This window comes from Ruegeria marina (assembly GCF_900101475.1).
Lineage (GTDB): Bacteria > Pseudomonadota > Alphaproteobacteria > Rhodobacterales > Rhodobacteraceae > Ruegeria_B > Ruegeria_B marina.
In genome coordinates this window covers 1-5,853 of record NZ_FMZV01000044.1, presented here as the reverse complement: position 1 = coordinate 5,853, position 5,853 = coordinate 1, and the positions used below count along the sequence as shown (strand labels likewise).

Annotated in this window: 9 protein-coding genes; 5 read left to right on the top strand and 4 right to left on the bottom strand. The window is 58.8% G+C overall.

What is annotated here, in order from left to right; translation table 11 throughout:
- Window positions 1-268: transposase (locus BLT75_RS23910; protein WP_143028675.1), on the bottom strand; the 268-nt coding region annotated here is incomplete at its 3' end.
- Window positions 269-312: 44 nt separating this feature from the next.
- Window positions 313-576, bottom strand: coding sequence for a hypothetical protein (locus BLT75_RS23905; protein ID WP_143028674.1), 264 nt, complete (start codon window positions 574-576; stop codon window positions 313-315).
- 362 nt (window positions 577-938) lie between these two features.
- On the opposite strand from BLT75_RS23905, the gene BLT75_RS23895 reads away from it, so the two are divergent.
- The 5 genes from BLT75_RS23895 to BLT75_RS23875 all read left to right on the top strand — a co-directional run bounded on the left by BLT75_RS23895 (window position 939) and on the right by BLT75_RS23875 (window position 5,129).
- Window positions 939-1,391 (top strand): DUF2924 domain-containing protein, encoded by a 453-nt coding sequence (locus BLT75_RS23895; RefSeq protein ID WP_093038238.1) that lies wholly within the window; start codon window positions 939-941, stop codon window positions 1,389-1,391.
- Window positions 1,388-2,713, top strand: a complete 1,326-nt coding sequence (locus tag BLT75_RS23890; RefSeq protein ID WP_093038235.1) for a recombinase family protein — start codon at window positions 1,388-1,390, stop codon at window positions 2,711-2,713. Before BLT75_RS23895 ends, BLT75_RS23890 begins: the two co-directional genes overlap by 4 nt.
- Window positions 2,710-3,102: a hypothetical protein gene (locus BLT75_RS23885; protein ID WP_093038231.1), complete on the top strand. Its 393-nt coding sequence runs from the start codon at window positions 2,710-2,712 to the stop codon at window positions 3,100-3,102. Before BLT75_RS23890 ends, BLT75_RS23885 begins: the two co-directional genes overlap by 4 nt.
- Window positions 3,103-3,365: 263 nt before the next feature.
- Window positions 3,366-3,767: a c-type cytochrome gene (locus BLT75_RS23880; protein WP_218129051.1), complete on the top strand. Its 402-nt coding sequence runs from the start codon at window positions 3,366-3,368 to the stop codon at window positions 3,765-3,767.
- Window positions 3,768-3,806: 39 nt separating this feature from the next.
- On the top strand, window positions 3,807-5,129 hold the full coding sequence (locus BLT75_RS23875) for a PQQ-dependent sugar dehydrogenase (RefSeq protein WP_093038228.1): 1,323 nt from the start codon (window positions 3,807-3,809) through the stop codon (window positions 5,127-5,129).
- A 121-nt stretch (window positions 5,130-5,250) separates the two neighbouring features.
- Here BLT75_RS23875 and BLT75_RS25350 read toward each other — a convergent pair whose 3' ends face one another.
- Complete coding sequence (locus BLT75_RS25350; protein ID WP_425441155.1) at window positions 5,251-5,445, bottom strand: surface-adhesin E family protein; 195 nt, start codon at window positions 5,443-5,445, stop codon at window positions 5,251-5,253.
- Between the two features lie 35 nt (window positions 5,446-5,480).
- Window positions 5,481-5,853, bottom strand: a 373-nt coding sequence (locus BLT75_RS23870; protein WP_143028673.1) for an integrase core domain-containing protein, incomplete at its 5' end; no start/stop codon positions are given.

Below are 5,853 nucleotides of genomic sequence, written 5' to 3'. Positions count from 1 at the left end.
CCTTGACCTCGGGCGCCGTCGCCTGGCGCGCCGTGTCGCCCGACAGCCGGGACTTCCCCGCCTCGAGAAACTCCTTCGACCAGGAATAGTACAGGCTCTCGGCAATCCCCTCGCGCCGACACAGCGCAGAGATGCTCTCTTCACCCCGCAGACCCGCCAGGACGATCCTGATTTTCTCCTCGGCAGAGTAATGTTTGCGGGTCTTGCGCTTGATACCCCTGACTAACTTGTCAGCGGCGTCCTTCGATGTTCCGGATTTCTTGTCCATCTTCGCTCCATAATGGCTTCGATGAACCAGAAATCCTCCGTCGCTCAAACCTCTAAATCTGTCCGGTAGGTGCTGACGTCAGACAGCCGATCAAGTTCGCCCAGAACGTCACGATCCTGTTCGAGGACGAATTGAGTCAAAGCCTCCCGCGCGGCCTCTTCTGCATCCAGTTCCGAAAACTCCGGTGGCACAAGCAGCGCTTCATCCGGCTTTCGGCAACTTGCCAGAAACATTCTGACGTAACACGCGGGTGCTTTTTCCAGGACGTGTTGAAGATTGCGTCCGAACCGGTTTGTTCGAGGTACCATTACACTCTCCGGGTGAGTTTACCAACGTGTCAATCATCCCCAAAGGACCACTCTTTCGCAAAATATTTCTTTCCCGGCACATGTCCCAAATCCAGCAGCAGACCGGCTTTTGCAGTTCGAACAAGAACTTTCAGGAAGGAAATGGATATGGGCAGAGCAGCGTTGTCGGGACCCAACCCGCTGAACCCCTGTCACATGCGCCCGCTGGAACGCCGCGCCGAGCTCTGCCGCATCCTTGCCCTTGGGCTGGTACGGCTTCATATGCGGAACGCTCGGCAACTATCTGCCGAACATGGAGAATTTCCGCTACACAACTCAGCCGACCAGAGCGGTCATGCAACCACCTTGAAACGGAGAACCGCATGACCAATCACGATCCCATCCCCGTGCGCCTGGCCGCCCTGAAGACGGCAAAAACATCCGAGTTGAAGGCGCAATGGCGCGACCTGTTCGACAGCGAACCGCCGCCGTTCAACCGGCGCTACCTCGAGAGCCGCCTGGCCTATCGCATCCAGGAACTGACCTATGGCGGGCTGAAGCCTGAGACCATACTGCGTTTGGAACGGCTGGGAGAGGAACTTGACGGCGGTGATCGCAAGAAGAGCAGGATGCGCGCGGACTTGATGCCGATCACAGGCACTCGCCTGATCCGCGAGTGGCAGGGCGTCGAGTATGTGGCAACTGTCACCGCTGACGGCTTCGAATGGCAGGGGCGGCCCTACAAGTCGCTGTCCGCCATCGCGCGTGCCATCACCGGCACCCGCTGGAACGGCTGGGTGTTCTTCGGCCTCAAGAACCACAGGGGGCGGACATGACGAAGCCGCCCGAACAATCGAAGCTCGTCCGCAAGCTCCGCTGCGCGGTCTATACCCGGAAATCCTCCGAGGAAGGGCTGGAGCAGGAGTTCAATTCGCTCCACGCCCAGCGTGAGGCTTGCGAGGCGTTCATCGCCAGCCAGCGGTCCGAGGGCTGGGTGCTGGTCCGCGATCAGTACGACGACGGCGGCATCTCCGGCGGCACGCTGGAACGGCCCGGATTGAAGCGTCTGATGGCCGACATCGAGGACGGGCTGGTCGACGTGGTCGTAGTCTACAAGATCGACCGTCTCAGCCGCTCGCTTGCCGACTTCGCCAAGCTGGTCGAGGTGTTCGACAGGAATGGGGTCACCTTCGTCTCGGTCACGCAGTCGTTTAACACCACCACGTCGATGGGCCGGCTCACGCTGAACATCCTGCTCAGCTTTGCCCAATTTGAGCGCGAAGTGACGGCCGAGCGCATCCGCGACAAGGTCGCCGCCAGCCGGAAAAAGGGCATGTGGATGGGTGGCGTCCCTCCCTTCGGTTACCGCGTCGATAACCGGAAACTGGTCGTCGACGAAGAGAACGCCGCGCATGTCCGCTGGATCTTCGCCCGCTTCCTCGAGATCGGCTCCGGCACGGAACTGGCGCGAGAAATCGCGAAGCGCGGCATCCGCACGCCCCGCGGCAACCGGATCGACAAGAAATACCTCTACCGGATGCTGAACAACCGCGCCTATATCGGTGAGGCGGTCCACAAGGGCGAAAGCTATCCCGGCGAGCATGACGCCATCATCGACCGCGAGACGTGGGACCGCATCCACGCCATCCTGCAGGAGAGCCCGCGCAAGCGCGCCGCGCGGACGCGGGCTGACACACCCGCGCTGTTGAAGGGGCTTCTCTTCGGTCCCGATGGCGCGGCGTTCTCGCCGACCCACACCCGCAAGGGCGGCAGACTCTACCGCTACTATGTTAGCCAGACGGTGCTGAAACATGGCGCCGGGTCGTGTCCGGTCGGCCGCGTCCCCGCAGGCGAGATCGAGGCGGCCGTCATTGACCAGCTCCGCGTCGTGTTCCGTCAGCCCGAAATCGTGGCGGGCACGTGGAAGGCCGCGCGCGGCCACGCCGACGACATCACCGAGGCCGATACCCGCGCGGCCCTGCAGCAGCTCGATCCGCTCTGGGACGAACTCTTCCCTGCCGAGCAGGCCCGCATTGTCACGCTGCTGGTCGAGCGCGTAGAGATCGGGACGGACGGGTTGAACGTCCGGCTCCGTGTGGATGGGCTCGGCGGCCTCGCACGCGAGATGCTGGCTGGCGGCATTGGGGAAGCCGCATGACCCGCGGGGTTCCCATCCCCGACACGGTGATGCTCCATGTCCCGTTCCGCCTCGTGAAGCGCGGCGGGCGGAAGGAGATGCATTTGCCGGAAGGCGCTGCACAGCCACATCGAACGGACAACACGCTGGTCAAGGCGCTGGCCCGCGCGTTCCGCTGGAAACGGATGCTGGAGTCGGGTGAGTTCGCAACCATCGCCGAACTGGCCGAGCGTGAGGGAATCGCGCCGTCCTTTATGACCCGGGTAATGCGGCTCACGCTGCTCGCGCCGGACATTGTCGAGGCGATCTTGGATGGGAAGCAGGGACCAGAGGCGACGCTGGCGCGGGTGTTGGAGCCGTTTCCGGCTAAATGGGCAGCGCAGCTGGACCGCTTCGAGGGTGTTTGTTGAAGCGGTCGTTCATGCGGGGCGCAGCGAACGGCTCGTTCGAGCCCACTGCCGACCTCGGGCGAACGCGCAGAAACCGTCACGAAGGGCGGATTATGGTCAATTGCCGCGATGGCGAGCATGTCAGCCCCCGAAGGCGGAAGCCGACATTCAGATCAACCGATTCTGGGGTGAACTTTTGCACCGCCGCAAGCCGGCTTCGAACCCAAACTGCCTGATGCTGAACCTGCATTCCACACTGTTGCCAAATGCTGGATGAGGATGGCATGATGGGCACGTCGGAGGGACTCACCTTCGCAGAAAACAAATATCCTTTCTGGCGTTGCGGCCTCCAACGAAAAGAGGGGTGCACTTTGCATAAAATTTCCTGCGCAATAGCTTTTCTTTTGGCAGTGACCGTCCCAGAGCAAGGGTTCAGTGCCGACAAAGAGCTAGGAGAAACCAGGTACAAGAAGTCTTGCATTTCCTGTCATGGGAAAGCCGGAAAGGGTGCTGCAAGCTATCCAAAGATTTCTGGCAACCCGGTTACCTATACGATCGAAAAACTGAGATTGTACAGGGAAGGCATCAAGCAAGGCCCGAACTCAGCCCTGATGATCATGATGGCAAAGCCATTGACCGACGAAGAAATCGACAACTTGGCCGCGTATTTGGAGGACGCGGAGTAAAGAGCCAAATCAAATAACTCTTCAACTAGGGAGGAAGGCGTGAAAACAATTAAAAGTAGGTTCGTTTCAGGACTAGCAGCGGCTGTTTTGACAGCTGGACTGCCGCTTTCTGCTAAGGCAGATAATCATGAACGCATGGACGTTCCCAAGATTTCTTCAACCAAAGTACTCGAAGGACTCGAGAACCCCTGGGACATGGCGTTTTTGTCGGACGGCACGATGTTCTATACAGAAAAATGCAAAGGTCTGTCGGTAAGAACCACTGATGGAACTTTGCATGCACTGTACGGGATGAAAGACAGCAGCGGTTATGCCGATAGTGGAGATGACCTCTTCTGTGAGGGTCAAGCCGGTATGCTCGGCGTGGTCGCGGATCGACATTTCGACAAGAACCGGACCCTCTACGTCTACTCGTCGTCAACCAAGTATCACGGCGATGGTTGCAAGACCAACTTTGAAAGATGCGACGGCAACATCGTCATGAGATTTAGGGTCAGCGACGACCTCACGAGCGTGTCCGATCGCACTGACATCGTGACGGATATTCAATATAAGCCATTCGAGTCCAATCAGCCCTTTGGGGGCCCTGGCGCACATAATGGTGGTCGCCTCCGCGTCGGGCCCGGAGGCTATCTTTGGGTAACTGGCGGTGATCGTCACCGCGGAATCTGCCCTCAAGACGGGCAACTCCTGTGCGGCAAAGTGCTCAGGATTGACGGGGACGGGAATGCACACCCGGACAACAATCCACCCGAAGGCTTTGACAAGCGGATTTACACCTACGGACATAGAAACGTTCAAGGCATCGATTTCCGGCCAAGCGACGGAAAGGCGTTCACCGCAGAACACGGGCCTTGGCACAACGACGAAATCACCGCTCTTGTGAATGGTGGTAACGCCGGCTGGGATCCTGCTCAGAATACGGGTGGCCGTGGCGAATGTCCGGATGAGTACTGCGGATACGAGCCAAATCAGATGGACGGTATGGACCCTGCAGTACGTGCTGCCTACACGCCGATGAGTGACACGCGCTTCGACGATCTGATGCCGCCATCCTGGAACAACAATGGTTTCTCTCAAGGAACTGGTTCTGCCGCTTTCCTGAAAGGCAGCAATTGGGGTATCTACGAGGGCCGTTTGGCGGTCGGCATCATGGGTATCGGGTTTGGTGACACGCCTCCGGGCTCAAGGATCGACATGATTAGCCTGACGCCCGATGGTTTGGGCATCAACGGGATCACTCGCATTCCACTCGGATTCTCGACACGGTTCCGTGGCTTGGTCATGGGGCCCGATAACGCGCTATACGTTGCGACGGATGACGGTGATATTTACCAGGTCACAGCGGAAAGCATGAAGTGAGTCCGAAAACCTGAGGTAAACTCTTCCAACTAAGTGTCCGTGGTATCCATATACCGCGGGCACTTTTTCGTTAAGACAGACAGGGTGCTTGGCTCGAGGTTCCCGGCAACCAAACGGTTTGTCAGTCGTAAACCATCTGAGCCAGACGTTCCGTTGTGGATCCAACCGCGATCCCTCTCTTCGGCTTTGCCTTGGTATCCGTTTTCATGCTGGCATTTTTCCAATACTCATCTGTAAAAAATGTACTCTGCAAGGTTCTCTGCGTCCGCTCTGCACAATCGATTTCCAAAAGACTTAGAAAACTAGACGCCCCCATGACGGAGGTGGTCTTGCCCCCATTTCACCGGACACTCAGGCGGTTGCGGTTTGAGCTGCGATGAACTCGCGTGGCGAGCGCATTTTCAGCCCTGAGTGCGGGTGGTTGTCGTTGTAGTCCTCGATCCAGCCTCCGATCAATCCGAGAACGGTTTTGGCATCCGGCAACGGTGTCACCTGGACGTAATCGCGCTTGAGTGTCTTTACGAAGGCCTCCGAGATTCCGTTGCTCTGCGGGCTCTGAACCGGCGTGAAGCAGGGCTTCAGACCCAGCTGGCGGGCGAAGATCTGCGTGTCCTTCGCGATGTAAGGCGAGCCGTTATCGGACAGCATCTCGATGACTGACGGGGCACGGTGACCACCAAAGCGGCGTTCCACGGCCTCGAGCATGATGTCGCGGATGTCGGAG

What these genes read in the sequence shown, in the direction of transcription:
- BLT75_RS23905 (WP_143028674.1), bottom strand. Translation starts at nt 576, where the DNA reads ATGGTACCTCGAACAAACCGGTTCGGACGCAATCTTCAACACGTCCTG.
- BLT75_RS23895 (WP_093038238.1), top strand. Translation starts at nt 939, where the DNA reads ATGACCAATCACGATCCCATCCCCGTGCGCCTGGCCGCCCTGAAGACG.
- BLT75_RS23890 (WP_093038235.1), top strand. Translation starts at nt 1,388, where the DNA reads ATGACGAAGCCGCCCGAACAATCGAAGCTCGTCCGCAAGCTCCGCTGC.
- BLT75_RS23885 (WP_093038231.1), top strand. Translation starts at nt 2,710, where the DNA reads ATGACCCGCGGGGTTCCCATCCCCGACACGGTGATGCTCCATGTCCCG.
- BLT75_RS23880 (WP_218129051.1), top strand. Translation starts at nt 3,366, where the DNA reads ATGATGGGCACGTCGGAGGGACTCACCTTCGCAGAAAACAAATATCCT.
- BLT75_RS25350 (WP_425441155.1), bottom strand. Translation starts at nt 5,445, where the DNA reads ATGGGGGCGTCTAGTTTTCTAAGTCTTTTGGAAATCGATTGTGCAGAG.